The sequence below is a fragment of the Enterobacter sp. SST3 genome, from assembly GCF_000286655.1.
Lineage (GTDB): Bacteria > Pseudomonadota > Gammaproteobacteria > Enterobacterales > Enterobacteriaceae > Enterobacter > Enterobacter roggenkampii.
In genome coordinates this window covers 1-24,270 of record NZ_ALNS01000027.1, presented here as the reverse complement: position 1 = coordinate 24,270, position 24,270 = coordinate 1, and the positions used below count along the sequence as shown (strand labels likewise).

Genomic DNA, 24,270 nt, shown 5'->3' with positions numbered 1-24,270 from the left:
TCAGTCATGACGCATACTTGAGCGCTGACGCGCACGGTTTTCACGGTCGAGTTTATCGACAGCCTCGCGGAGCTGACGGTCGAGGTCGCTGCCCGGCGCGATGCCACCATTCAGGTTGATGTTATATTCTGGCTTGCTCTGGTCGACGTAAGTCTTACCAGTGGGTGCCGTTACCGGCTGATATGCCTGATATCCGCCATATGCTGAGGTGGCCGGAATATAAGCCCCATTTTGCGAGCCGGTGGCGGCACTGGCTTTAGCGGCCGTCTGGTCAAGGTCGCCAGACTCTTTTTTGATGACCCCGAGCTTTTCCAGTAGCCAGCTGACTTTGCCGCTCAGGCTGTTAAAGATATTGAGCGGCGCCATCAGCGCATCGGCCAGCGCTGTACCAAACGTCACGCCGACATTTTTGCAGCGGTCGAGCGTCTCCTGCGTCGCCTTAACCGGCGCTATGAGGTCTGTAAACCACTGCCAGACACCGCGCAATTTCTCAATGATTGAATCAAACACCGGCGCGAGCGGTGCAAAGACTTCCGCCACTGGTGCAAACGCCGCTTTAAGCCCCTCAACCACGCCGGAAAAGAATGCGCTGATGGGCTCCCAGTATTTCCGAATCAGGAGCGCACCGGCCACCACCGCACCGACAACTGCCACCACTGGCAGGCTAATTGCACCGATGGCGGTCACTATCGCGCCACCGGTCACGGTAAACACCGTTCCCAGCAGGCCAGCTGCGGCAATAATAGCGTTGATACCCATCACTACCGGCCACGCAACAAGACCAATACCGCCTATAATGCCAATCAACGCCAGCGCACCACCGGCAATGATGCCTATAGTTTCCGCAAGCTCCTTATTGTTTTTGATCCAGTCATCCAGTTGTAAAACGTACCGCGTGGCTGTTTGGGTTAATTTTCGTAGAGAGCTATCTTGCTGGTCGTAGAGGTCTGTGCCGACGGCCTCATAAGCTGACTGGAATTCTTTGAAGTCACCCCCGAGGTTGTCCTGCATGATTTTGACCAGCTCCTCGGTTTTACCGTCTGAAGCTTTAAACGCCGCAGTGAGCTTATCGAGTTTGCCGCTTGAGGCCGCGGTCATCAGTACCGCCGCCGCCGAACTGGCTTCCTCACCAAAGATGGTTTTCATGTACTCGCCTTTCTGGCTGGTTCCGAGATTGTTTTTCTCAAAACTGCGCTGCATTTCTTTCAGAATGGCGAATATCGGGCGCGTATTGCCCTTACTGTCAGACGTTTTAACGCCGAGTTCTTTGATGGCCTCATATGCCTTACCGGTCGGAGCCTGCAGGCGACTCAGCACGGCACGGCTTCCCGTCCCTGCCATCGAGCCGGTGATTTTGGCGTCATGGAGCGCGCCGACCATGGCGGCGGTCTGCTCGATACTGACCCCGGCATTTTTTGCCACCGGCGCGGCATAGGTCAGCGCGTCGCTCAGCCCGTCAAAGTCAGCGGCCGTTTTGTTCATCGTCATCGACAGCACGTCGCCAATGTGTGCGATCTGGTCGTTAGACATCTGAAACGCGGATTTCATACCCGTCAGCAGCGCGGCGTTTTCTTCCATCGAGCGCCGGTTAGACAGAGCCATATTCAGCGTGACCGGCGTCGCCGCCTGAATGGCCGCCGCATCCCCGCCGCTTTTTGCGATGATAATCTGCGCGCTGGCCGCATCGTCTGCAGACGCGGCAGTATTGTCCCCGAGCTGGCGCGCCTGTTTACGCAGCGCCTCCATTTCTGGCGACTGTTTATCGACCCCGAGAACAGCCTGCAGCTCAGAGTTTTTCTGTGCAAACGAATAGCCAGGCATCAGCAGTTTTACCCCGGCCATTGTTCCCGCTGTGGCGATACCTACACCGGCAGCACCTGCAGCGGCCATATTGCCTGCCAGCTCCTTACCTGATTTATATCGTTCTTTTACCTGGCTTAATTTCGCCTGCTGAGCACTGACCCGCGCCAGTGCCTCGCGCTGCCGGTTTAGCTGCGCAGTCGTTTCACTGATGCTGGTTTTCAGGCGGCGCTCATCCGCCGACAGGGTACGGGTATTAATCCCGGCCTGCGCGAGCTCGGTACGCTGGCGCTGTACCGACTGCCTGAGGCTGTTGTATTTGAGCTGCAGGTCAGCGGCGGATTTCTTTGCCGCCTCCATCGCGCGCGCCTGCGCCTTAGTGGGGTTTTCCGTGTTTTTAAACTGGACGGCCAGCGCAGCGGCCTCCTGTTTCGCTTTGTTAAGCGACTGACCGGTCACGGCAAGCTGTGCGCTCGCTTTCCTGAATCCGTCAATTCGGCCAGCCTGCGCATTCAGATCGCGCAGGCTGTTTTGAGAAGTGCGGATGTCACCGGCAAGAGTCTTGCTGGCGTTCTGGATAGCTTTGAGCGGTCGGCTTGCCCGGTCTACTGCGTTAAGCAGTACCTCAAGTCTGACATTATTGCTCATGGTGGTTTCCGCTTCGCTGCAGCGCCTTTTCGCGCCATGTGATGAGCTCGGTCACGCTCAGGGAATTCAGCTCTGATGGCGGCCAGTGAAATATCACCGCGATATCCGCCATCAGGTCATCGACCGAAAGATTATCCGGGAAGGTCAGCGAGCCGAAGATGGTGACAAAAAACCGACCACCTTACCGGCGAACAAAATCAGGTCTGATGCTTCCAGACGCATGACCTCGTGCTCGGTCAGCGCCGGGTACGTCATGCGCGGCAGCACCTTAATCAGCGCATCGACGTCAGAGTTTGCCAGCGAGGCCAGACTCACGCCGCGCAGGGTTCCCGCGTTGGGTTTTGTGACGGTCACCTGCTCGATTTTTTGCTCACCGCGCATGATGGGGTTATCGAGGATCACAATGTTCGGGTTTTCGGTTTCGTTGATGTTTTCCATGATGTTGCTCTCTTCAAAGTTAAATGACCGGCCAGCATTGCCGACCGGTTAAGGGATTACAGGCCAATCGCCTTACGGTGCTCCGCCAGACGGTCGACGCCGTCTACTTTCATCACCATGTTGACGACGTCAATCTCGATGACCTCTTTGCCGTCAATCGTGAGCTGGTAGTACGAGCACTCGGTCGCGATTTTGGTCGTGCCGCTTTCGCCCTGTTTGTTTTCGCCACCGTCGTACTCCTTGTGACGGCCACGCATAACCACCTCAACGGCAGAAATTTCGCCGGTGTCATCGCGCTGGAATGAGCCGGTGAAGCGCAACGGCACGCTGTCGGCACCCGGTGACGCGTACTGCGCCCACAGCGCGACGTCAGGCAGACCTCCCAGCGTCCACTCAAGCGACAGCGCGTCGTCGTCAAGACCGAGGTCAACCGACACCGAGCCCGGCATCCCGCCGCCGCGGTATTTTTCAAGTTTGCGGGTCAGCTTTGGCAGGGTGACGGATTCAACGACGCCCATGTAGCTGAGACCGTCGTTAAACATGTTCAGATATTTCAGTTTGCGTGGTAACGCCATGCTCTGAGCTCCTTAGCTGTTGACCGAGTCTGACAGGTCTGCCAGATAGGTATCGGTGATGCGCTGGCGCAGGGTCAGGTTTTCCAGCGGCGGGACGGGGGTGTAGTCGTAATCGATATACAGCTTCCCGGCTTTGAGGGTTTCCACGCTGTTTGACTCCGGGTCGTACCAGCAGGAGCCGTCAACGATATAGCCGTTGTTTTTCAGCTCGCGGAATTTGGCATTGATACCGGCGACGATGTCGCGGATGAGCGTTGCGGAAACGGGCTTATCCATCGCCCACGCGTGCGCTTCCGCCATCGTGTCGGCCAGCACCTGCGCCGTGCGGGTGTAGTTTTCAAACACGAATAACGGATCGTCCGAGCAGGTGCGGTTGCCCCAGAACTTAAAGCCGTCGTTGCGGATAAGCGTTGTCACCCCGGCCTGATTAAGCAGGTTGGCGTCGGTGGCCTGCTCCTGCAAATCCCATGAGACCGAGGCGCTGACGCCGGTGACGCCATTCACGCCGACGTTAGACAGAGTTTTGTGCCAGCCGGTCTCCTGGTCGATTCTGGCACGCAGGCCGAGCGCGCGGGCGGTCGCCCATGCAATATCTGTTTCGTTCGCCGTGGTGTCCCATGCCAGAAAATCAGGGTGAATGACCATCAGCTCGCGCTGGCTGAAGTTCTCGCGGTATTTGATGGCGTCGGAAATGGTCTTGCAGCCCCACGCGCTCACATAGCCGAACGCGCGCAGGCTCTGGCAGGTCGACGCGAGCGCGGTCGCCACTTCCTGCGTATCCAGTCCCGGCACGCCGAGAATGCGCGGCTTAACGCCGGTGACGGTTTTCGCCGTTAGCAGCGCTTTCAGCCCGGTGTATTTGCCGTTTTCGTCGGTCGTGCCGATGATGTTGGAAATGGTTTCTTTCTGCGCCGCTTCCGGGTCTTCCGGGTCTTCAATACCTTCGGGAACGCGCACCACCACAATGACCGGCTTGCACTGGTCGGCGATGGCCTGCAGGGATTTTGCCAGCGTACCTTTTTTACCGGCTTTACCGATCGCCGTTTGCACACTGGTAATCAGCACCGGCTCATTAAGGGGAAACGTCTTGTCGTCAGCATCGCTGGCCGTGCAGACCATGCCGATGATGGCCGTCGAGACGGTGGAAATGGTGCGCGTGCCATCGTTAATCTCGATGACCTCGACGCCATGATGATAGTCGCCCATCTGTTTAACTCCGTGGTTAAGGGGTGCGACTATTTTCTGTTGTGTGTCGCGCAGGCGCGATGCAATGCCGTTGGTGGAGGGATAACACAACACACAAAAAAGCCCTCCGGGTGGAGGGCTTCGTTTATTCTGGTCTTTCAGGCCACTCAATATCCGGCGCTGTAGAGGTGTCGATCGCGTTCAGCACCTGAATGTATTTCATCCATGTAATCAGGCTGGCCTTGTCATCATCACCGATAATGCCGAGCTGCAGCTCAGTCTGCCATATGCTGATTGTGCCTTGCGCCTCTTTTAGTAACGTGGCCTTTACGGTTTCGGCGTTCTGCACCTGCGCCCGGTGTTGCGCATCCACATCCGTGACCCACGCGCTACCGTTCCACTTGTCAAAACGTGTTGATGGCGCAAGTGTGGTCACGCTGTCGGCATATTCACCCGGCGTGGTGATTTCTGCTGGCTCACCCGTGGCCGTGTCATAGACCGTTTCGCCCCGGTGGTCGGCAACGTATTCCCACCCGTCAAGGCTGGCCGTGCGGCAGACGGCGAAGCCCTCTTTTGGACTCAGTGGTAAGTCGGTACAGGAGCTGGCAGGAATACCCACGCCGATCGCGAGAAACTCCACCGATGACGATAAAAATTCGCGCGTATCACCGGCAAAGTTATAAACCGTGATTTCGCCTGCCTTCGTGGCAATTCCGTTTTTATTCAGCGTAGCTTTCGCCATTATGCCGCCCTCACGATAAAGTTAAATGCAATGTTTTTTACCCGGTTCTCTGAGGCCGTCGGCACCTGATTAGCAGCATTGAGTACAAGGTTTCGAAAATTAATATTAACGCCCGCTCCAGACTGCCACTGACCGAAACCATTCCCGACATAGCTGAGCGCTCCACTGTTCGTGTTTGGGTCAGAAAACCATCAACTAAGGTTGAGTCTTCGGTCAGGTCTGTCAGCAGCCATAACTCAGGCGGCGTGAACTGGTGAGGCTGTTCCGGGTTGAGCTTGTTACGTAACGTTTGAACGTTCATACCCGCTCGCTCGGCCAGCTTCGCCATGTTGTGACGTTGAGCGAAAGCACGACACGCATCGTCATAGTGGGGATGTTTGGAAATCTGAAAATCAAACATGGTTAAGTTCCCTCTAACTTGCATAATCAAATTCAGTTAAGAGCGGTGCGCTGGTCGATGTAGCGACAATCAATCGCTTGTTGAGTCAGTTTGTCGCGCCATGCTTTTACGTTTACGAGGGTGCGGCTTCGTTTACCGGCTTCCTCTTTGTTGGAAAAGTCTTTGGTCGGAGCTTTAAGAAGAATGCCCTCATCAAGCCATTGCCAGACCAGACGCTCGCTAACGCCGCGGGTGGCGGCAAAGTCTTTCACTGTCATGGTGTCTGACATAGCAGAGCGAATCATTGTCTGCAGGGCTGGCAGCATTGCTGTAACGATGGCGTCAAACTGAGTCGGGTCTAACAGCACAGTTTGATTTTGTGAGTTTTGCGAGTCGTGCATCGAGATTGATTTTGCATCTGACATATCGCATTATCTCCTGTTGATTGTAGTGAACTGCATTGATGTGCATCGTGGTTGATAAACGTCACTTTAGTTCGCGAAATTTAATTTTGCAATGGTAAAAATTAATTTTGGTGGCGAGATATGGCTAAATTTGGAGACGGGGCGGCACCAGCTATCGAAAGAATCCTTTCGGCTTATGGACTTAGCTCGCAGAAGGAGCTTGGCGAAAAACTTGGGATTTATGCCAACAACATAAGCAGTTGGCTTGCCAGAGATAGCGTGCCGGGCAATGTGTTCGTTGAATGTGCTATCGAAACGGGCGCTGATATTGGATGGTTAGTAACTGGTGAACTTGCAAAAGCAAACTCACCACATGTAACCCTCAAGGGGAAAGAGCTGTATGAAGAGGTCATGGCTTCAGGTGGAAAACCTGTTCTTAGACGAATCCTTGATGCTTACGGTTTTTCTATGCAAAAAGAGCTTGGTGATCTACTCGGTATATCATCAGGAACGATAAGCACATGGGTACGGCGTGATTTTTTCCCCGGTGATGTAGTGGTTACTTGTGCTCTTGATACCGGTGTTTCGCTGGAATGGTTAGCTACCGGAAAAGGGCAAATGCGCGCTGACAAGGAAGCGGCCATATCAAATTACTCAATTAAAAAATCCCGCCTTGAATCTGGTGAGCTTAAGGACGCTGGCGCATGGTATCCAGACCCCTCGATGATACCGTCTGACTCAGAGGAATTGATTTTTGTTGAAGGCGTAGGCTCCTCTTGGCTTGTCGACCGTTCGGCTTCGAACATAAGTAATGGGCGTTGGTTAATTGATATCGACGGCGCTCTTGATGTTTTTGATGTAATTCGTCTTCCCGGCGGGAAAGTCAGGTTGACTAATAAGTCTGCTGAATTTGAATGCAATATTTCAGATATTACTCCTGCCGGAGCTGTAGTGCTTACTTTGGAAAAACACGTTTAAGGGAATTTATGAAAGGTAAACTTTTTTTAGCTTTATTTCTTACCATTTCTTTTGGGGCTTCATCCGCCGAAAAATCACAGGATTTAGACGGGGCCAAGTTTGGTGAAGACTGGCCGCTAACTTTTGAAAAAGCTTCGGTTTCTTGTGTTAACGGTCGATATGCCTTTGTGTACGACAAAGCAACAGATGACCGTTACCCATTGAACGGCCTAGCGATTAGCGGCGTTAAGTCTGGAAAGCTTGAGGGTAGCGATATTGATGCTGTTTGGAAGGATAACCCGTATTACAAAGGCGTAAAAATACCTTTGGATCCGGTAATGGATGCTGCAACAGCGCTTTGTGAATAATTAGCATTGCCTCGGTGAAATCATGACTGTAAGTAAGCAAAAAAATGGCAAATGGTTATGCGAACTCTACCCAAATGGACGAGAAGGGCGGCGTATACGTCGGCATTTCAATACAAAAGGTGAGGCCGAGGCATTCGAAACATTTACGAATAATGAAAGTGAGGACAAGCCTTGGCTCGGCAAGAAAGAAGATCGCCGACGCTTAAGCGAGTTGATTCAACTCTGGCATAACCTGCACGGGCAGGCTTTAGTCGCCAGTAAGTCGCGGTTAGCAAAGCTGCAAATTGTCTGTAACGGTTTGGGCGACCCAATTGCATCCCGCTTTACCGCTAAAGATTGGGCTCATTACCGCGACCGCCGACTCCGTGGTGAAATCGATAACGGATATCATAAAGACCCGGCAAAATGGGTCGCCAAACCAATAACCGTGAATCGTGAGCAGCAATACCTTATAGCTGTGTTTAATGAGCTGCGGCGGTTAGGGGAGTGGAGTTTACCCAACCCACTGGAAGGGGTGCGCGTATTCAAAGAAGCCGAGAAAGAAATGTCCTGGCTAACTCTTTCTCAAATCCCTGAGCAGTTTCGAGCCTGCGAGCAATACGGCAAAGAGGATCTCACGATGATTGTCAAAGTCTGTCTTGCAACCGGCGCAAGATGGGGGGAGGCCGAGAGATTGACGCGGCCTCAACTCTCTCCCTGCAAACTGACTTTCACAAAAACCAAAGGCAAGAAAAATCGCACCGTTCCCATTCCTAAATGGTTGTATGACGAGCTAGCCGAACGTCAGGGCAGAATGTTCAAGCCCTGCTATCAGGAGTTTAAAAAGATGCTCAAACTCACGAATATCGAGCTAACTGAAGGGCAAAAGACGCATGTCCTGAGACATACATTTGGTGCGCATTTTATGATGAACGGCGGAAACATACTGGTACTGCAGAAAATCCTCGGACATTCCAACATTCGCGAAACAATGAGATACGCGCACTTTGCTCCTGACCATTTAGAGCAAGCTGTCTCTCTCAATCCTCTTTCGTTGTATGTTGGCGACAATATGGCGGCAGAGGTTGCATAACACTACAATTCACTGCATTAAAAATTAACTTAACTAGTTGTTTTGTATGGTAAGTTGTTGTTTTGAATAGGGTGTAAATAGGAGCATCTGAACTAAGATTCGCTTAAGCGACATCCTGTTAGAAAGGGCTGGCCGAAAGGCCGGCCCTTTTTTTATTCCATCGCACCTCTCGCGTTAACCCTTTCGTCATAAATCATTTACAATGCTTGCCTCTTGAATGGAGGGGAAGTGGATAACGTACTGCATCAGCATAGTTGGAAACGCGCAGCGGCATTGACCGCGCTGTTTGCGATCCTGCTGATCGTGGTAGCACCCCTTATCTCCGTCTCATTGCAGAAAGATCCCATGAGCGCCATGCCGGGCATGCATCATGACATGAGCATGATGTCGATGGACGAGCATCACGGCGATATGCCACACACGATGCCCGTCGACCATGCGGAAGCGTGCGGCTACTGCGTGCTGTTAGCGCATGTCCCTGGCGTGATGCTGGCGCTCATCGTCCTGCTCAGCGTGGTGCTGCAGAGGCTTCGCGTTAAGCCGCCGCGTCAGGCGGTCAAGCACTGGCACTTTTTCCCCTGGCTTTACCCTGATACCCGCGCGCCGCCGCGGCAGTCTGCTTTTTCACTTTAAAAAATATCGATAACTTTTTGCCTTAAAAAGGAAAAGTATGACTACCTGCACCTCGCGCGCGGCATGGGGAAACCTGCTGCGTCGCCTTCATTTCTACGTTGGGCTGTTTGTCGGCCCGTTTATCTTCTTCGCCGCGCTAACCGGGACGCTGTATGTGGCGACCCCACAGCTGGAAAACGCACTCTACCGGCACGCGCTCCACGCGGATTCTATGGGCGAGCCACAGCCTCTGGCGGAACAAATCGCCGTGGCGAAAAAAACCGTTGGATCAGATTTACGTTTGCACGCCGTTCGTCCGGGGCTGGTTGAGGGCGAAACCACCCGCGTGATGTTCGCTGACCCGAAACTTGGGCCATCGGAGAACCGGGCTATCTTTATCGATCCGGTAAGCCTGACGGTGCTGGGAGATCTGACGGTATACGGCACCAGCGGGATTTTACCCCTGCGTCAGACCATTGATTACCTGCATACGTCCCTGATGCTGGGCGACATTGGGCGCCTTTACAGCGAGCTTGCGGCCTCGTGGATGTGGGTCGCCGCGCTGGGCGGTATTGCCCTGTGGTGTTATACCCGGCCCAAACGGCGGATCAATAATCGCTTCCAGAACCGGCGTCGGGTGCATGTGACGCTGGGCTGGAGCCTGCTGGGTGGAATGCTGCTGTTCTCCGCAACCGGCCTGACCTGGTCCCAGTGGGCTGGCGGGAACGTGGATAAGCTGCGGGCAGAGATGAACTGGCTCACCCCGCAGGTGAACACGACGCTATCCGGCCAACATGAGGTCGTGGATGAACATGCCGAACACCGCGGTCATCACGGTGGAATGGTGATGCCGGAAATGGCGATGGATTTGACGCTGTTTGATGGGGTATTAAGCGCGGCGCGTAACGCGGGTATTGATGCCGGCAAGCTGGAGATCCGCCCGGCGAAAACGAGGGATCGCGCCTGGACCGTGACGGAAATCGATCGCAGCTGGCCGACCCAGGTGGACGCCGTGGCGGTTGATCCTCATACGATGCAGGTTCTGGACAGAACCCGATTCGAGGATTTTCCGCTAATGGCAAAACTGACCCGCTGGGGCGTGGATTTCCATATGGGGATCTTATTCGGCCTCGCAAATCAGCTGCTGCTGGTTGCGTTCGGCCTCGCCCTTTGCGTGCTCATTATCTGGGGATACCGGATGTGGTGGATGCGTCGTCCGGCGCAATCGGCTGTGAGTCCGGTACAGACGCTTTGCCAGAGCTGGCTTGCCTTGTCAGTGTGGGGAAGAGGCGTTACGGTGTTAATCAGCGTACTGTTGGGGCTGGCCCTGCCGGTCATGGGCGTGAGTCTGGCGCTGTTTGTTCTGGTGGACTGGCTGCGCTGGCGAGCGGCAACCAGGGTGACGCTCGCCGAATCCTCCGCTAAATAGCCTTATGGCGTGCTGATCACCACTGCGACGCGGCGGTTTTCAGCGCGCCCTTGTGAGGTACTGTTGCTCGCAACCGGATATTTTTGACCTAATCCCCGCGTGGTGAGATTGCTGCGCGGGATATTTGCCCCCTTCGCCCAGGCATCGGCCACGGCGTTGGCGCGTTTTAACGAGAGCGCTTCGTTGTAGCTCTCTTCCCCGTAGTTATCCGTGTGACCGTCCATTCGCGCGTGGGTCAGGCCGGTTTCCGCCAGGCGAGAGGCCATGGACTGGATCTGCGTTTCACTCTCCGATCGCAGCCTGGCGTCATTTTTATCAAACAGGATGGTGTCCGACATCCCAAGCGACCAGTCACCGTTCAGTTCGTTAAAACCGTAAGACTTCATCGCCGCAATTTGCTCAGGAGTGAATTTGCCTTCCGGCGGCGACTGGCAGCCTGCCAGAACCAGTGAGGCCAGGACTAAGGGCGCGAAGTAACGTTTTAACATAGTGTATCCTTTCTAACTTATTGTTTTCGTACGCTGGTTTTTAACCTGGTACATGTTGCGGTCAGCCCTCTCCAGTAATGCTTCCACGGAAGTATTTTCCCACGCCAGAGCAAAGCCAATGCTGAGTGACATCGATGCTTTTTGTCCGTTATGAAGATCAAACGGACGGATAAACTGCTGCGAAAGCGCAGCACAAATATGTTGAACCTCAAGCTCAGAGTGCACGCCGTACAGCACCATCGCAAATTCGTCACCGCCAAGGCGGTAGGACTGATGACGTTTGTCGCCAAACTCCATCATTCTGCTGGCGACTTCGATCAGCACGCAGTCTCCTGCCGCGTGTCCCCAGGTGTCGTTAATAAACTTAAAATTATCACCGTCGAGGAAGAGCAGGGCCGAGTTTGTTCTGGCTGAAGGGTCATTCATTAATGCCGCAATGCTGTTACGAAACGCCGCGCGGTTGGCAAGACCGGTAAGCGGGTCGTGCATGGCGGTCCGCAACAGCTGGGCATTTTTCGCCTGAAGCTTCAGCTGCCACTCTTCCATTTCATCCAGAAGACTATTGAAGTCTTCGCCAAACTGGTGAAATTCTTCGATACGGCCGTCTTTCACCCGGCGGGAGAAATTTCGGTTCGTGCGCACGTCATGCACGACGTCGGTAATGTTCTGCAGCGCCGTGACCATTCCACGATGCAAAGACTGGGTAATGACGAGCGCGACGACGGCGGCAAAGAGAATGCAGCCAGTCAGTACGGCAAACGACGTCCAGATGAAATGGCTGATCAAACTGTCACGCGCGGTAAGGCGAATTTCGCCGATCGTTAAGCCGTTATGCATGATGGGCTGCGCAACCGGTACGGGGAAAAGCCAGCGGCTGACCAGCGCGCCCAGCGTGTCGTTGTTATCTTCCGGGTTCCAGGACCAGTAGGCGAACCGCTTTTTATGCGCATTAATCACCTCCGCCGCGGCAAACTGCCCCTGTTTGCCCAGGGCTGCAAGCGTTTCGTTGGCCGCCAGCGAGTCGTTGAAAACCAGCGAGGCTTCCAGGCTGTGGCTCATTGTGGCGCCGGTTAATTCGAGATTCTTTTGCGCGTATTGTTTTAACGTCACAACGGAAGCAAAACAGAGCAACAGCCATATTAACGTCATCGTGATAATGACGCTTATCATGCTGTTTCGCCTCAACGTTCATTTAAACGTCGGACGTGGCGTTGAAGTGAAATCTTTATCCATGCTGCTTATTCCGTGCCAGCATTAATACATCCGGATTGACTCTTACGCCACTGCGCGTCAATGCATCCAGGTTGACGGAGAACCGGACCTGGCCGCGATCGATCATCAGGCAAAAGGCACTGCCAATTACACATTCCGGATTTTGCTCTGAGATTAATAGCAATGCTCTGCCCTGATATTGGCTTATTAATTCAAGTTGTTTTGCCGGTGATTCAGACCCGAAATAAATCGCATCGCACGTCGCGGCCAGGGCTTCCCGATCGTTATGTACAATAGCGGGAGTATAGGGTAACTCGTTGTGCCCTTCGTCGCCGCTAAGCGCGTGCGTATAGTGAGAAGTGGCATAGATGCAGAGTTTAGGTTGCCCGGATAGTGACGGCCATCGCGTATAGCTCACAATGCCTGAGACTATCGAGCGTACCGATTTATCCGTTTCCGTGAGCGTGCCTGCCGTCGCTGGGCCCACCATAATGAACAGCATTAACACCAGAGTGAGTCGGAAAAAAGAGATCAAGAATAAATTTCTCACCAGAATCCGCCACATCGCTCCGGAAATAGATGTCCTTAAGAGTTGCGGGCAGAATACCATTGTTTGTCAGAGCCGTCATTATGTCAGAAATAGCCTCAGGTCAACCTAAGCTAAATCCTACTGTTGTTTATTTTCCGGTGATTAAAAACAGACTTAATTGAGTCTGCTGGAGCGCATACTTTCATCCATCCCTTTTTGCCATGACGCACGCAGTTTTGCCGCGTTTTCAGCAGTATCGCAACTGGCAGGGAAAGATTTGCCCGCTAATCCCCAGGCGTGAATAAACCCTTCTTCGCAGACTCTCTTCTGACCATCGGCATAGCCGCGAAGATATTCACTACGATCAACGTGGGTGTCGTTAAAACTATCGGCCAGGGTCTGGTTATCTTTAACCGGCAGGCCATTCATGGCGTCTTCTTTGCCGGCATCAAACCAGGATGGACTGGTCCAGTCGGGCTGGAAGGTATAAGGATTGATCTGACAGCCCGTTAAAAACAGCGACAACAGCGTGAGAGCAATTGAACGCATAGCCATTCTCCTTTTTACTTCAGCATAGCCTGGCTTAAGAAAGTATGTCTGTAATTTAAACTTTACGTTTTTGACGGCTGATTTTTGCAATAAATTAGCTTCTGTAAAGTAATGTGTACGTATTTTGGATTGAAATGTTTACTTTTTATGGTATCGTGGTTTCACCTCATTGAGGAAAACAACTATCGCAAACGAGCTTTACAGGATCGCCATCATGCAAAAAGACGCGCTGAACAACGTACATATCACTGACGAACAGGTTTTAATTACTCCGGATCAGCTGAAAGCAGAATTTCCGCTGAGCGTCGCGCAGGAGGCTCAGATTGAGCACTCGCGCCAGACCATTTCTGACATCATCGCCGGCCGCGATCCGCGCCTGCTGGTGGTGTGTGGTCCTTGCTCTATTCACGATCCTGAAACCGCCATTGAGTACGCTCGTCGATTTAAAGCATTAGCGGAGGAGGTCAGCGATAGCCTCTACCTGGTGATGCGCGTCTATTTTGAGAAGCCACGTACTACCGTTGGCTGGAAAGGGTTGATTAACGATCCGCACATGGATGGCTCGTTTGATGTGGAAGCAGGCCTGAAGATTGCGCGTCGCCTGCTGGTGGAGCTGGTCAGCATGGGCCTGCCGCTGGCAACCGAAGCGCTGGATCCGAACAGCCCGCAATACCTTGGCGATCTGTTCAGCTGGTCCGCGATTGGCGCGCGTACCACGGAATCGCAAACCCACCGCGAGATGGCGTCTGGCCTGTCGATGCCGGTTGGTTTTAAAAACGGTACCGATGGCAGCCTGGCGACGGCGATCAACGCCATGCGCGCGGCCGCCATGCCGCACCGTTTCGTCGGTATCAACCAGGCGGGCCAGGTCTGCCTCCTGCAAACGCAGGGTAACCCGGACGGGCACGTGATCCTGCGCGGCGGGAAAGCCCCGAACTACAGTCCGGCGGACGTGGCGCAGTGTGAAAAAGAGATGGAGCAGGCGGGACTGCGCCCGGCACTGATGGTAGATTGCAGTCATGGTAATTCGAATAAAGATTACCGTCGTCAGCCTGCGGTTGCGGAATCCGTGGTCGCCCAGATCAAAGATGGCAACCGTTCGATTATCGGTCTAATGATTGAGAGCAATATTCATGAAGGCAATCAATCATCTGAACAACCGCGCAGTGCCATGAAGCACGGCGTCTCCGTGACGGATGCCTGCATCAGCTGGGAAACCACCGATGCACTGCTGCGTGAGATCCATAAAGATTTAAGCGGCCAGCTGGCGACGCGTCTGGCTTAAGAGGGTAGTTATGGTTGCTGAATTGACCGCACTGCGCGATCAAATTGATGAAGTGGATAAGGCGCTGCTGGATCTGCTGGCGCGCCGCATGGCGCTGGTTGCCGAAGTCGGTGAGGTGAAAAGCAAATACGGCCTGCCGATTTACGTCCCGGAGCGCGAAGCCTCTATGCTCGCCTCCCGTCGCAAAGAGGCGCAGGCGCTGGGCGTTTCGCCGGACTTGATTGAAGACGTCCTGCGTCGCGTGATGCGGGAATCCTATTCCAGCGAAAACGACAAGGGGTTCAAAACCCTTTGCCCGACCCTGCGGCCGGTGGTGATTGTCGGCGGGGCAGGACAGATGGGGCGCCTGTTTGAAAAAATGCTGACGCTTTCTGGCTATCAGGTGCGCATTCTGGAAAAAGAGGACTGGGCGCAGGCGCCGGAGCTCATGAAAGATGCCGGGATGGTTATCGTCAGCGTGCCGATCCACGTGACGGAGCAGATCGTCGGGAAGCTTCCTCCTTTACCGAAAGACTGTATCCTGGTCGATCTGGCCTCCGTCAAAAATGGTCCGCTGCAGGCAATGCTGGCTGCGCATACCGGGCCGGTGCTGGGTCTGCACCCGATGTTTGGTCCGGACAGCGGCAGCCTGGCTAAGCAGGTGGTGGTTTACTGCGACGGTCGTCAGCCGGAAGCCTATCAGTGGTTCCTGGAACAAATTCAGGTATGGGGCGCGCGACTGCACCGCATCAGCGCGGTTGAGCACGACCAGAACATGGCGTTCATTCAGGCGCTGCGCCACTTTGCGACGTTTGCCTACGGCCTGCATCTGGCGGAAGAGAACGTGCAGCTTGAACAGCTGCTGGCGCTCTCTTCACCTATCTATCGTCTGGAGCTGGCGATGGTTGGGCGTCTGTTCGCGCAGGATCCGCAGCTGTACGCGGACATTATTATGTCCTCCGAAAACAACCTGGCACTGATCAAGCGCTACTATCAGCGCTTTGGAGAAGCCATTACGCTGCTTGAGCACGGAGACAAGCAGGCGTTTATCGACAGCTTCCGCAAGGTCGAGCACTGGTTTGGCGATTATGCGCAGCGTTTCCAGAATGAGAGCCGGACGTTGTTGCGCCAGGCAAATGACAGTCGCCAGTAATGCGATGATGTATATACTGAAAGCCAGCAATGCTGGCTTTTTTCATTTTGGGGAACTGTCATGGCTGAACCGCAGCTGCTGTTGAATTACACCGGGCATTTGCCTGAATGCCCGACGTGGAGCGCCGAAGAGCAGGCGCTCTACTGGGCCGATATTCTGGAAGGCGAGATCCACCGCTACCATCTGCCGACGGCGGAACACACCGTACTCTCTTTCCACGAGGAAGTGGGGTGTTTCGCGCTGCGTGAGCAGGGTGGTTTTATCGTTGCGATGCGAACGGGTATCTGGCTGACCGATAAACACGGCCTGCTGCGCCGCAAGGTGTGTGATAACCCCTCTAACCCGCAGCTGGCGCGTTTTAACGATGGAGGCACCGATCACCTGGGTCGCTTCTATGCGGGCACGTTCTGGGGGCCGGGAGATTACAACGGCGCCCTGCTGATGCGCATCGACAACGACCTGACGCCGAAGGTGATCCAGTGTGATATCCACGGGCACAACGGCTTAGCGTTTAGCCCGGATAAGCAATGGATGTTTACCTCAGACACGCCAAACGGTGTGATCTACCGTACCCCGCTTGATGAGCAGGGCGAACCGGGTAAGCGAGAGGTGTTTCGTCAGTTTAAAGAGGGCGAGGGGATACCGGACGGCGCGGCGATGGATGTGGAAGGCTGTTACTGGAGCGCGCTGTTTGACGGCTGGCGCATCGCGCGTTTTTCACCGCAAGGGGAGCAGCTGGAAGAGTACCGCATGCCGGTACGTTGCCCGACGATGGTCTGCTTTGGCGGCGATGATATGAAAACGCTGTTTATTACCACCACGCGGGAAAATATGGATGCGGAGGAGGTGGCGAAATATCCGCTCTCCGGCGCCATCTTCACCCTGCCGGTGAGCGTGGCAGGGATGAAGAAAAGCCGTTTTATCGAACGTTAGATTGGATCGACCGGGACGACGTTTTCGCTCGGATAGCAGCCCAGCACTTTCATAGAGCGCGTGATCTCGCCCAGCTCGCGCAGGGCTTTCTGCATGGAAGCAGACTCCAGGTTGGCCTGGATATCGAGGTAGAACATCTCTTCCCACGGGTTACCGTGGATTGGGCGCGATTCCAGCCGGGTCATGATCAGGTTGTGATTACGCAGTACCAGCAGAGCTTCAACCAGCGCACCGGCCTGTTGGCCGGTGGCCATCAGCAGCGTGGTCTTGGCCGGTACCTGGTCAGACACATTGATTGCCTTGCGGGCCAGCACCACGAAGCGGGTAATATTTTGCGTCTGGTTCGCCAGGTTGCGTTCCAGCACCTGTAAACCATACAGCGCGCCGCCCGCTTCGCTGCCCAGCGCCGCAACGTTGGGGGAGTTCGCCTGGGCGACTTTTTCCATCGCCGCCGAGGTGCTTTCGGTGTACTCAATTTTCCAGTTCGGATAGCGGTTCAGGAACTGGCTGCACTGCTGGAACGGCTGCGGGTGGCTGTAGACCGTTTCGATCGTGTTCAGGTCCGTTGAGCCGGAGACCAGCACGCAGTGATCGATAGGGATCGTCAGCTCGCCGACCAGCGACAGGCTGGTGTGCTGCAGCAAATCGTAGACGTCGTTGATGGCGCCGGAGCTGGTGTTTTCAATCGGCACCACGGCGTAATCCGCCTGGCCGGTCTCGACCTGGTTAAAAATGTCGGCAAACTTCGCGCAGCCGCTTTCAATAAATTCTTCGAAATGGCGAGCGGCATACTGACGTGCGGCCAGGTGAGAATAGGAGCCCTTTGGCCCGAGGAAAGCGATACGCGCAGAGTGCGGATTGGTTTTATTGAGGTGCTGCTGGAGTAGCGCTTGCTGGGTCAGAACGGAGTCTTCGATGATGAGCTGGAACAGCCGGGTAATGTAGTGGGCATCGAGATGATGCGCTTTGCCGAGCTGAATGAGACGTTCCAGCAGATCCCGCTCGCGGTCGATATCACGGACCGGACGATGGGAGTCCAGCTTGGCTTTGCCCACTTCAACGGCGAGGGAGCGGCGTTCGGCCAGCAGCGCCAGCAGTTTCTCATCCAGCGCGCTGATTTTTACGCGCAGATCCAGTAACGGGTTTTCCGGTGTCATAGTGTTGCCTGTCTCATCTTATCGTTATCAATAAAAAAGGCCCCCCGGTGTGGGAGGCCTTGTTGTTCGTCTTCGCATTCTTTATCACACGACGAAACGCCTCCCGTTCAGGGGAAGGTAAAAAAGAATGCGAAGAAGAACGGCGTAAGTTTCATAAAGTCATCCTGTGAGTGATATCGTTAAAGTACCCGTACTGTTTTCACCCTGTCAATAAAAAACAAAAAACGCGCCCGAAGGCGCGTTGGCGGTACACTCAATTTAAAGGATTACTCTTCTTCAACTTCTTCCGCGAAGCTGGCGTCTTTCACCGACGTTGTGGCGCGACGGGCTTCACCTTTGTGTTGCACTTTATTGAGCTGCCGTTCCAGCTTGTTGATCAAATCGTTAATTGCGGTGTACATATCCTCATGTTTTGCGCTGGCGACCAGATGGCCGTTTGGAGTATTGATAGTTGCGTCAGCGATGAAACCCTGCGGCTCCTTGGACAGGATGATATGTGGATTAATCAAATGTGTTTGCCATTTATCCAGTTTGGCGAGACGGTCTGCGACGTGCTGGCGAATTGCCGGAGTAATTTCCATTTGTTTACTGGTAATGTTCATTGTCATAAATTTTACCTCTTGTCTTTCCGTCTTGGTGATTCCAGCATACCCGACCTAATGTCAAAATGTGTGATTTAGATCACGTTATTTTGTCGGTTTTTGTCAGGGAATCTTTTTTGTGAGGCAGGGCAGGAAGAGGTGAGATTTACCTTGTAGAAGGCAAAAATTGAGGCCATAGTTGAATGGATGTGTTGAGGCTAACGCGCTTCAGCGACGCTCAGAAACGAATAAAAAAACGGCAGCCTTCGGGCTGCCGTTTTGCATTGAGGCAAAATCAGGTGTTGCTGCTGTTCGCGGCGATGATTTTCGCCACTTTTTCAGCCTGAGCGGTCATCTGCATCTGACGGTAAGCATTTTCCATCAGCTTCAGGCCGTCGCGCGTAGCCTGAGTATCCGGGTAATCACGCAGCATACCTTCTACGCGGTTAACCACGGCAACCCATGCGCCACGGCGGGTATAGTAGTCCGCCACGGAGTATTCATATTTCGCCAGACGATCTTTCAGGAACACCAGACGCTTGGTGGCGTCGGTCACGTACTGGCTGTTTGGATAGCCGCGCACCAGTTTAGAGAAGTCATTGAAGGCGTCACGCGCATGCTGCGGGTCACGGTCGGAACGATCCACACCGAAGAAGCCCTGCAGCGCACTGTCATCCAGCGCCATGTTGGTGAGCCCGCGCATGTACATCACATAGTCGATGTTAGGATGAGTCGGGTTCAGACGCATGAAACGATCGATGGTTGCCTGAGCCAGCGGCAGATCGGCATTTTTATAGTATGCGTAGATGAGATCTAACTGTACCTGCTGCGAATACGGACCAAATGGATAGCGATTATCCAACGCTTCCAGTTGCGTTATCGCCTGTTTCCAGTTACCGTCCTGCAACTTTTGTTGTGCAGTCGCATAGATTTCATTCGGCGGATTGTCAGGGACCTGTTCATTTGAACCGGAGCAGCCCACCAAAGCCAGGCTCAACGTGGCCGCTGCCACCAGATATTTCATGCGCGTCATGACGTTTTGACTTTCCTCAAATGTTTGTCCGGGAGAAACTCTGTTCCTGCTCCCGATTAAGACCAGCTACAATAGCACACTATATTAAACGGCAAAGCCGTAAAACCCAACGTTAAACGAAGAAGCAGTTTATGGCACAACGAGTAGAACTCACCGCAACAGTCTCCGAAAATCAGCTCGGTCAACGCTTAGATCAGGCTTTGGCCGAATTGTTCCCTGATTATTCGCGTTCACGCATAAAAGAATGGATCCTTGACCAGCGCGTGATGGTAAACGGCAAGATCTGGGACAAACCAAAAGAGAAAGTGTTAGGTGGGGAAGCTGTCGCCATCAATGCTGAAATCGAAGAGGAAATCCGCTTCGAGCCGCAGGATATCCCACTGGACATCGTCTATGAAGATGATGACATTCTGGTGATCAACAAGCCGCGCGACCTGGTTGTTCACCCGGGTGCGGGAAACCCTGACGGTACGGTACTTAACGCACTTCTCCATTACTATCCGCCGATCGCGGATGTTCCGCGCGCGGGCATCGTGCACCGTCTGGATAAAGACACTACCGGTCTGATGGTGGTGGCGAAGACCGTTCCTGCTCAGACCCGTCTGGTGGAGTCGCTGCAGCTGCGCGAAATCACCCGTGAATATGAAGCGGTAGCCATTGGACATATGACTTCTGGCGGGACGGTGGAAGAGCCCATTAGCCGTCACCCGACCAAGCGTACCCATATGTCGGTGCATCCGATGGGTAAACCGGCGGTGACGCATTACCGCATTATGGAGCACTTCCGTATTCATACGCGCCTGCGTCTGCGTCTGGAGACCGGACGTACTCACCAGATCCGCGTGCATATGGCCCACATTACCCATCCGCTGGTGGGGGATCAGGTCTACGGTGGTCGTCCGCGTCCGCCTAAAGGCGCATCGGATGAGTTCATCAGCGTATTGCGTAAATTCGATCGTCAGGCGCTGCACGCGACCATGCTGCGTCTTTATCACCCTATCACCGGTATTCAGATGGAGTGGCATGCGCCTATCCCGCAGGATATGGTGGACCTTATTGACGCCATGCGTGCTGATTTCGAAGAACATAAGGATCAAGTGGACTGGTTATGACCAAACTGATTGTCCCGGAGTGGCCATTGCCTGCCGGCGTGGCTGCCTGCAGTTCAACCCGCACTGGCGGTGTGAGCCAGGGCGCGTGGGCGTCGTTGAACCTCGGCGCACACTGTGGCGATAACCTGGAACACGTGGAAGAGAACCGCAGGCGTCTGTTTGCAGCGGGGAACCTGCCGTCGAAACCGGTCTGGCTGGAACAGGTTCATGGCAAGGCGGTGCTGAAGTTGACGGGAGAGCCCTATGCTTCCAAACGCGCTGATGCCTCTTACAGCAATACTCCGGGAACCGTTTGTGCCGTAATGACCGCCGATTGTCTGCCAGTGCTGTTCTGCAACCGTGCAGGCACCGAGGTGGCTGCAGCGCACGCGGGCTGGCGTGGACTGTGTGAAGGCGTGCTGGAAGAAACTGTCGCCTGCTTTAAGGATGAGCCCGCCAATATTATGGCCTGGCTTGGCCCGGCGATTGGTCCTCGCGCTTTTGAAGTGGGGCCGGAGGTTCGCGAAGCCTTTATGGATAAAGATCCGCAAGCGGTGGACGCCTTCCTGCCTTCTGGAGATAAATATCTGGCCGATATTTATCAGCTTGCTCGTCAGCGCCTGAACCGCGTCGGCGTGACGCAGATCTTCGGCGGCGATCGCTGTACATTCACCGAAAAGGGTGATTTTTTCTCTTATCGCCGCGACAAGACGACGGGGCGTATGGCAAGTTTCATTTGGCTGATATAACCTAAAGAATCAAGACGATCCGGCACGTGCCGTTTTCTTTTCACATAATTCAGGTCATTAACCTTGAATAATTGAGGGATGACCTCATTTAATCTCCAGTAGCAAATTTGACCTGTTATGGGAGGAGTTATGCGTCTGGATCGTCTTACTAATAAATTCCAGCTTGCTCTCGCCGATGCCCAGTCCCTCGCACTGGGGCACGACAACCAATTTATCGAACCTCTTCATCTAATGAGCGCCTTGCTGAATCAGGAAGGGGGATCGGTACGTCCTTTATTAACGTCCGCTGGCATTAATGCTGGTCAGTTACGCACCGCTATCGATCAGGCGCTGAGCCGTTTACCGCAGGTCGAAGGGACCGGCGGCGACGTTCAGCCGTCGCAGGATCTGGTGCGCGTCCTGAACCTTTGCGACAAGCTGGCGCAAAAACGTGGGGACAATTTTATTTCGTCAGAGCTGTTTGTTCTGGCGGCGCTTGAATCACGCGGTACCTTGACCGACCTGCTGAAATCCGCCGGTGCGACCACCGCCAATGTGACTCAGGCGATTGAGAACATGCGCGGAGGTGAAAGCGTGAACGATCAGGGAGCCGAAGACCAACGTCAGGCTTTGAAGAAATTTACGGTCGATCTGACCGAACGCGCTGAGCAGGGCAAACTTGACCCGGTGATCGGCCGTGATGAAGAAATTCGCCGTACGATTCAGGTACTGCAGCGTCGTACCAAGAACAACCCGGTACTGATAGGTGAACCGGGTGTCGGTAAAACCGCGATTGTTGAAGGGCTGGCGCAGCGTATTGTGAACGGTGAAGTTCCGGAAGGCCTGAAAGGCCGCCGCGTACTGGCGCTGGACATGGGCGCGCTGGTGGCCGGTGCGAAATACCGCGGTGAGTTTGAAGAGCGTCTGAAAGGCGTGCTTAACGATCTGGCGAAGCAGGAAGGCAACGTTATCCTGTTTATCGACGAGCTGCACACCATGGTCGGTGCCGGTAAGGCAGACGGCGCAATGGATGCCGGGAACATGCTGAAACCTGCGCTGGCGCGCGGTGAACTTCACTGCGTCGGTGCCACTACGCTGGATGAGTACCGTCAGTACATTGAGAAAGATGCTGCGCTGGAACGTCGTTTCCAGAAAGTGTTTGTTGCCGAGCCAAGCGTTGAAGATACCATCGCGATCCTGCGTGGTCTGAAAGAGCGCTATGAACTGCACCACCATGTGCAGATCACTGACCCGGCCATCGTTGCGGCGGCGACGCTTTCGCATCGTTATATTGCTGACCGTCAGCTGCCGGATAAAGCCATCGACCTGATTGATGAAGCGGCGTCGAGCATTCGTATGCAGATTGACTCGAAGCCGGAAGAGCTGGACCGACTCGACCGACGCATCATTCAGCTCAAGCTGGAACAGCAGGCGCTGAAGAAAGAGTCTGATGAAGCCAGTAAGAAACGTCTCGATATGCTCAATGAAGAACTGGACGATAAAGAGCGCCAGTATTCTGAGCTGGAAGAAGAGTGGAAAGCCGAGAAAGCCTCCCTTTCTGGTACGCAGACCATCAAAGCTGAACTCGAACAGGCAAAAATTGCCATTGAGCAGGCGCGACGCGTGGGCGACCTGGCGCGAATGTCAGAGCTGCAGTACGGCAAAATTCCTGAGCTGGAAAAACAGCTTGAGATTGCGACGCAGTCAGAAGGAAAAACGATGCGTCTGTTACGTAATAAAGTGACGGATGCCGAGATTGCGGAAGTGCTTGCCCGCTGGACCGGTATTCCGGTGGCGCGCATGCTGGAAGGCGAGCGTGAAAAACTGCTGCGCATGGAGAACGATCTCCACAATCGTGTGATTGGCCAGAACGAAGCGGTTGAAGCGGTTTCGAATGCTATTCGTCGTAGTCGTGCAGGGCTGTCCGATCCGAACCGTCCGATTGGTTCATTCCTGTTCCTGGGGCCGACGGGTGTCGGTAAAACCGAGCTGTGTAAAGCGCTGGCTAACTTTATGTTCGACAGCGACGATGCGATGGTGCGTATCGACATGTCCGAGTTTATGGAGAAACACTCCGTCTCGCGTCTGGTCGGGGCGCCTCCTGGATATGTGGGTTATGAAGAAGGTGGGTACCTGACAGAAGCGGTGCGTCGTCGTCCTTATTCCGTCATCCTGCTGGATGAGGTGGAAAAAGCGCATCCGGATGTGTTCAACATTCTGCTTCAGGTGCTGGATGATGGGCGTCTGACCGACGGGCAGGGGAGAACGGTCGACTTCCGTAATACGGTTGTCATTATGACGTCGAACCTGGGTTCCGATTTGATTCAGGAACGTTTCGGTGAACTGGACTACAGCCACATGAAGGATCTGGTGCTGGGTGTGGTAAGCCATAACTTCCGTCCGGAGTTCATCAACCGTATTGATGAAGTGGTGGTATTCCATCCTCTGGGTGAGAAACACATCGCGTCGATTGCGCAGATTCAGCTGCAGCGTCTGTACAAACGTCTGGAAGAGCGTGGATATGAAATTCACATCTCCGACGATGCGCTGAAACTGCTGAGTAAGAATGGTTACGATCCGGTGTACGGTGCGCGTCCATTGAAACGTGCTATCCAGCAGCAGATCGAAAACCCGCTGGCGCAGCAGATCCTCTCCGGGGAACTGGTTCCTGGTAAAATTATCCGTCTGGAAGCCAACGACGATCGTATTGTGGCAGTGCAGTAAGTCACAAAACGCAAAAACGAGCCGCTTGCGGCTCGTTTTTGTTTAAAAACCAGGCGAAAATTGAGGTCTGGAGTGAGGTTTGCCTGGAAAGTGAGCAGTCAGTAAATAATTTTCACTTTATCCTTGCAGGTTCGGAATTACTCCCTATAATGCGCCTCCACTGACACGGAACAACGGCACACACGCCGCCGGGTCAGTGGAGAATAGCGAAAATAAACG

Annotated in this window: 26 protein-coding genes, 1 pseudogene and 1 other annotated feature; of the genes and pseudogenes, 11 read left to right on the top strand and 16 right to left on the bottom strand. The window is 54.1% G+C overall.

The annotated features are described in order from the left end of the window. The 8 genes and pseudogenes from B498_RS05445 to B498_RS05470 form a co-directional block, all read right to left on the bottom strand. Positions 1-2,448 (bottom strand): phage tail tape measure protein, encoded by a 2,448-nt coding sequence (locus B498_RS05445; RefSeq protein WP_008502490.1) that lies wholly within the window; start codon positions 2,446-2,448, stop codon positions 1-3. After that, positions 2,438-2,596, bottom strand: a complete 159-nt coding sequence (locus B498_RS0121600) for a GpE family phage tail protein (RefSeq protein ID WP_310581672.1) — start codon at positions 2,594-2,596, stop codon at positions 2,438-2,440. Before B498_RS0121600 ends, B498_RS05445 begins: the two co-directional genes overlap by 11 nt. Beyond that, positions 2,593-2,886, bottom strand: coding sequence for a phage tail assembly protein (locus B498_RS05450; protein WP_008502489.1), 294 nt, complete (start codon positions 2,884-2,886; stop codon positions 2,593-2,595). Before B498_RS05450 ends, B498_RS0121600 begins: the two co-directional genes overlap by 4 nt. A 56-nt stretch (positions 2,887-2,942) precedes the next feature. Continuing rightward, positions 2,943-3,461, bottom strand: a complete 519-nt coding sequence (locus B498_RS05455) for a phage major tail tube protein (protein WP_008502488.1) — start codon at positions 3,459-3,461, stop codon at positions 2,943-2,945. Between the two features lie 12 nt (positions 3,462-3,473). Further along, on the bottom strand, positions 3,474-4,667 hold the full coding sequence (locus tag B498_RS05460; protein WP_008502487.1) for a phage tail sheath protein: 1,194 nt from the start codon (positions 4,665-4,667) through the stop codon (positions 3,474-3,476). A gap of 124 nt (positions 4,668-4,791) precedes the next feature. After that, the gene (locus B498_RS05465) at positions 4,792-5,388 is read right to left on the bottom strand and encodes a tail fiber assembly protein (protein ID WP_008502486.1); all 597 of its coding nucleotides are present in this window, start codon (positions 5,386-5,388) and stop codon (positions 4,792-4,794) included. A gap of 175 nt (positions 5,389-5,563) precedes the next feature. Continuing rightward, positions 5,564-5,788 (bottom strand): annotated as a pseudogene (locus B498_RS0121595) (phage regulatory CII family protein); the annotation flags it as partial. Between the two features lie 32 nt (positions 5,789-5,820). Further along, entirely contained in the window at positions 5,821-6,192 is a 372-nt protein-coding gene (locus B498_RS05470; RefSeq protein ID WP_008502484.1) for a hypothetical protein, read from the bottom strand. A gap of 120 nt (positions 6,193-6,312) precedes the next feature. Between B498_RS05470 and B498_RS05475 the strand changes: the two genes are divergently transcribed. The 5 genes from B498_RS05475 to B498_RS05495 all read left to right on the top strand — a co-directional run bounded on the left by B498_RS05475 (position 6,313) and on the right by B498_RS05495 (position 10,609). After that, complete coding sequence (locus tag B498_RS05475; RefSeq protein WP_008502483.1) at positions 6,313-7,149, top strand: phage repressor protein CI; 837 nt, start codon at positions 6,313-6,315, stop codon at positions 7,147-7,149. An 8-nt stretch (positions 7,150-7,157) separates the two neighbouring features. Next, positions 7,158-7,496: a DUF2511 domain-containing protein gene (locus B498_RS05480; RefSeq protein WP_008502482.1), complete on the top strand. Its 339-nt coding sequence runs from the start codon at positions 7,158-7,160 to the stop codon at positions 7,494-7,496. A gap of 22 nt (positions 7,497-7,518) precedes the next feature. Further along, positions 7,519-8,568, top strand: coding sequence for a site-specific integrase (locus B498_RS05485; RefSeq protein ID WP_008502481.1), 1,050 nt, complete (start codon positions 7,519-7,521; stop codon positions 8,566-8,568). 228 nt (positions 8,569-8,796) lie between these two features. Further along, positions 8,797-9,201 carry a DUF2946 domain-containing protein gene (locus B498_RS05490; protein WP_008502480.1) on the top strand — a complete coding sequence of 135 codons (405 nt, stop codon included), beginning with the start codon at positions 8,797-8,799 and terminating at the stop codon, positions 9,199-9,201. A gap of 37 nt (positions 9,202-9,238) precedes the next feature. Then, positions 9,239-10,609 carry a PepSY-associated TM helix domain-containing protein gene (locus B498_RS05495; RefSeq protein ID WP_008502479.1) on the top strand — a complete coding sequence of 457 codons (1,371 nt, stop codon included), beginning with the start codon at positions 9,239-9,241 and terminating at the stop codon, positions 10,607-10,609. A gap of 2 nt (positions 10,610-10,611) precedes the next feature. Here the strand turns inward: B498_RS05495 and B498_RS05500 are convergent, their stop codons facing one another. The 4 genes from B498_RS05500 to B498_RS05515 form a co-directional block, all read right to left on the bottom strand. After that, a complete protein-coding gene (locus tag B498_RS05500) occupies positions 10,612-11,097 on the bottom strand; it encodes an OmpA family protein (RefSeq protein ID WP_008502478.1) in 486 nt (161 codons plus the stop codon). A gap of 12 nt (positions 11,098-11,109) precedes the next feature. After that, the gene (gene dgcN, locus B498_RS05505; protein WP_237716808.1) at positions 11,110-12,282 is read right to left on the bottom strand and encodes a diguanylate cyclase DgcN; all 1,173 of its coding nucleotides are present in this window, start codon (positions 12,280-12,282) and stop codon (positions 11,110-11,112) included. Positions 12,283-12,322: 40 nt separating this feature from the next. Then, positions 12,323-12,874 carry a YfiR family protein gene (locus B498_RS05510; RefSeq protein WP_021241999.1) on the bottom strand — a complete coding sequence of 184 codons (552 nt, stop codon included), beginning with the start codon at positions 12,872-12,874 and terminating at the stop codon, positions 12,323-12,325. Positions 12,875-13,012: 138 nt separating this feature from the next. Next, a complete protein-coding gene (locus tag B498_RS05515; protein ID WP_008502475.1) occupies positions 13,013-13,387 on the bottom strand; it encodes a DUF2799 domain-containing protein in 375 nt (124 codons plus the stop codon). 214 nt (positions 13,388-13,601) lie between these two features. On the opposite strand from B498_RS05515, the gene aroF reads away from it, so the two are divergent. The 3 genes from aroF to B498_RS05530 are packed head-to-tail and all read left to right on the top strand — an operon-like array spanning position 13,602 to position 16,737. Continuing rightward, positions 13,602-14,672, top strand: coding sequence for a 3-deoxy-7-phosphoheptulonate synthase AroF (gene aroF, locus B498_RS05520; protein ID WP_008502474.1), 1,071 nt, complete (start codon positions 13,602-13,604; stop codon positions 14,670-14,672). A gap of 10 nt (positions 14,673-14,682) precedes the next feature. Then, the gene (gene tyrA, locus B498_RS05525) at positions 14,683-15,804 is read left to right on the top strand and encodes a bifunctional chorismate mutase/prephenate dehydrogenase (RefSeq protein WP_008502473.1); all 1,122 of its coding nucleotides are present in this window, start codon (positions 14,683-14,685) and stop codon (positions 15,802-15,804) included. 60 nt (positions 15,805-15,864) lie between these two features. Continuing rightward, on the top strand, positions 15,865-16,737 hold the full coding sequence (locus tag B498_RS05530) for an SMP-30/gluconolactonase/LRE family protein (protein ID WP_008502472.1): 873 nt from the start codon (positions 15,865-15,867) through the stop codon (positions 16,735-16,737). On the opposite strand, the gene pheA is transcribed toward B498_RS05530, so the two are convergent. The 4 genes from pheA to bamD all read right to left on the bottom strand — a co-directional run bounded on the left by pheA (position 16,734) and on the right by bamD (position 19,508). Then, entirely contained in the window at positions 16,734-17,894 is a 1,161-nt protein-coding gene (gene pheA, locus B498_RS05535) for a bifunctional chorismate mutase/prephenate dehydratase (RefSeq protein ID WP_008502471.1), read from the bottom strand. The genes B498_RS05530 and pheA overlap by 4 nt on opposite strands. A 30-nt stretch (positions 17,895-17,924) precedes the next feature. Further along, positions 17,925-18,050, bottom strand: a sequence feature (Phe leader region). Next, on the bottom strand, positions 18,002-18,049 hold the full coding sequence (gene pheL, locus B498_RS23185) for a pheA operon leader peptide PheL (protein ID WP_100249759.1): 48 nt from the start codon (positions 18,047-18,049) through the stop codon (positions 18,002-18,004). Its footprint overlaps the feature before it by 48 nt. Positions 18,051-18,160: 110 nt before the next feature. Continuing rightward, a complete protein-coding gene (gene raiA, locus B498_RS05540) occupies positions 18,161-18,502 on the bottom strand; it encodes a ribosome-associated translation inhibitor RaiA (protein WP_008502470.1) in 342 nt (113 codons plus the stop codon). A 268-nt stretch (positions 18,503-18,770) separates the two neighbouring features. After that, on the bottom strand, positions 18,771-19,508 hold the full coding sequence (gene bamD / locus B498_RS05545; protein ID WP_008502469.1) for an outer membrane protein assembly factor BamD: 738 nt from the start codon (positions 19,506-19,508) through the stop codon (positions 18,771-18,773). Positions 19,509-19,639: 131 nt separating this feature from the next. Here bamD and rluD point away from each other — a divergent pair, with 131 nt between their 5' ends. The 3 genes from rluD to clpB all read left to right on the top strand — a co-directional run bounded on the left by rluD (position 19,640) and on the right by clpB (position 24,051). Next, positions 19,640-20,620, top strand: coding sequence for a 23S rRNA pseudouridine(1911/1915/1917) synthase RluD (gene rluD, locus B498_RS05550; RefSeq protein WP_008502468.1), 981 nt, complete (start codon positions 19,640-19,642; stop codon positions 20,618-20,620). Beyond that, complete coding sequence (gene yfiH / locus B498_RS05555; RefSeq protein ID WP_008502467.1) at positions 20,617-21,348, top strand: purine nucleoside phosphorylase YfiH; 732 nt, start codon at positions 20,617-20,619, stop codon at positions 21,346-21,348. Before rluD ends, yfiH begins: the two co-directional genes overlap by 4 nt. Before the next feature lie 129 nt (positions 21,349-21,477). After that, a complete protein-coding gene (clpB, locus tag B498_RS05560) occupies positions 21,478-24,051 on the top strand; it encodes an ATP-dependent chaperone ClpB (protein WP_008502466.1) in 2,574 nt (857 codons plus the stop codon). Positions 24,052-24,270: the final 219 nt, after the last annotated feature.